The sequence below is a fragment of the Pedococcus sp. P1_H8 genome, from assembly GCF_056405175.1.
Genome location: NZ_JBFUCP010000048.1, coordinates 1 through 661, shown reverse-complemented (window position 1 = coordinate 661; position 661 = coordinate 1). Strand labels below are relative to the sequence as shown.

Sequence of the window (661 nt, the reverse complement as noted above, 5' to 3'; positions counted from 1 at the left end):
GAGCTGCCCCTCGACGAGGACGGCCGCGCCGAGCTGACCCGGCAGATCTGGGATCAGCTGATCACCGGCCGAGACGACGCGGACGATTTCATCGACATCTACGGCGACGAATACGACCTCACCGACGAGCAGCTCGGGGCGGCGTTCGACGCTCTCCGCGCCGCGCGGCTGCGCCAGCAGACGGAGCTCGGCGCGTACACCTCCCGCACCATCGCCGCGTTCGAGGAGCTCAACGCCAACGGCGTCCTCGCCCGCGCCGACTTCACCTGCTGCGGTACCTGCGCGTCCGGCGAGATCTGGGGCGAGCTCGACGACAGCCGGCACTGGAAGGGCTACGCCTACTTCCACCAGCAGGACACCGAACGTCTCGTCGTGGACGGCGAGACCCACATCGGCTACGGCGCGTTCCCGCCCGAGGACTTCGACGAGGCCACCTACGGCGCGCTCAGCGATGACGTGAAGGAAGACCTCTACACGGCCGACGTGACGCGCCTGCTCGACGACGTGATGTTTCCCGTCTTCCGGCGGCACGGCATAGAGCCGGAATGGAATCGCGACCTGGGCACGAGGGTGCTGCTCAGGAACGCCGACTGGTACGACCCGATCGAGGCGTGACGCCCGGTCGAATGGGAGTAGCCGCGGGACCGGATCGGTCGGGAGG

1 protein-coding gene is annotated in these 661 nt (G+C 68.4%); it reads left to right on the top strand.

Annotated features, from left to right (window positions below; genetic code table 11):
• Window positions 1-615: DUF6891 domain-containing protein (locus AC1DYG_RS18745; RefSeq protein WP_477641380.1), on the top strand; the 615-nt coding region annotated here is incomplete at its 5' end.
• Window positions 616-661: the final 46 nt, after the last annotated feature.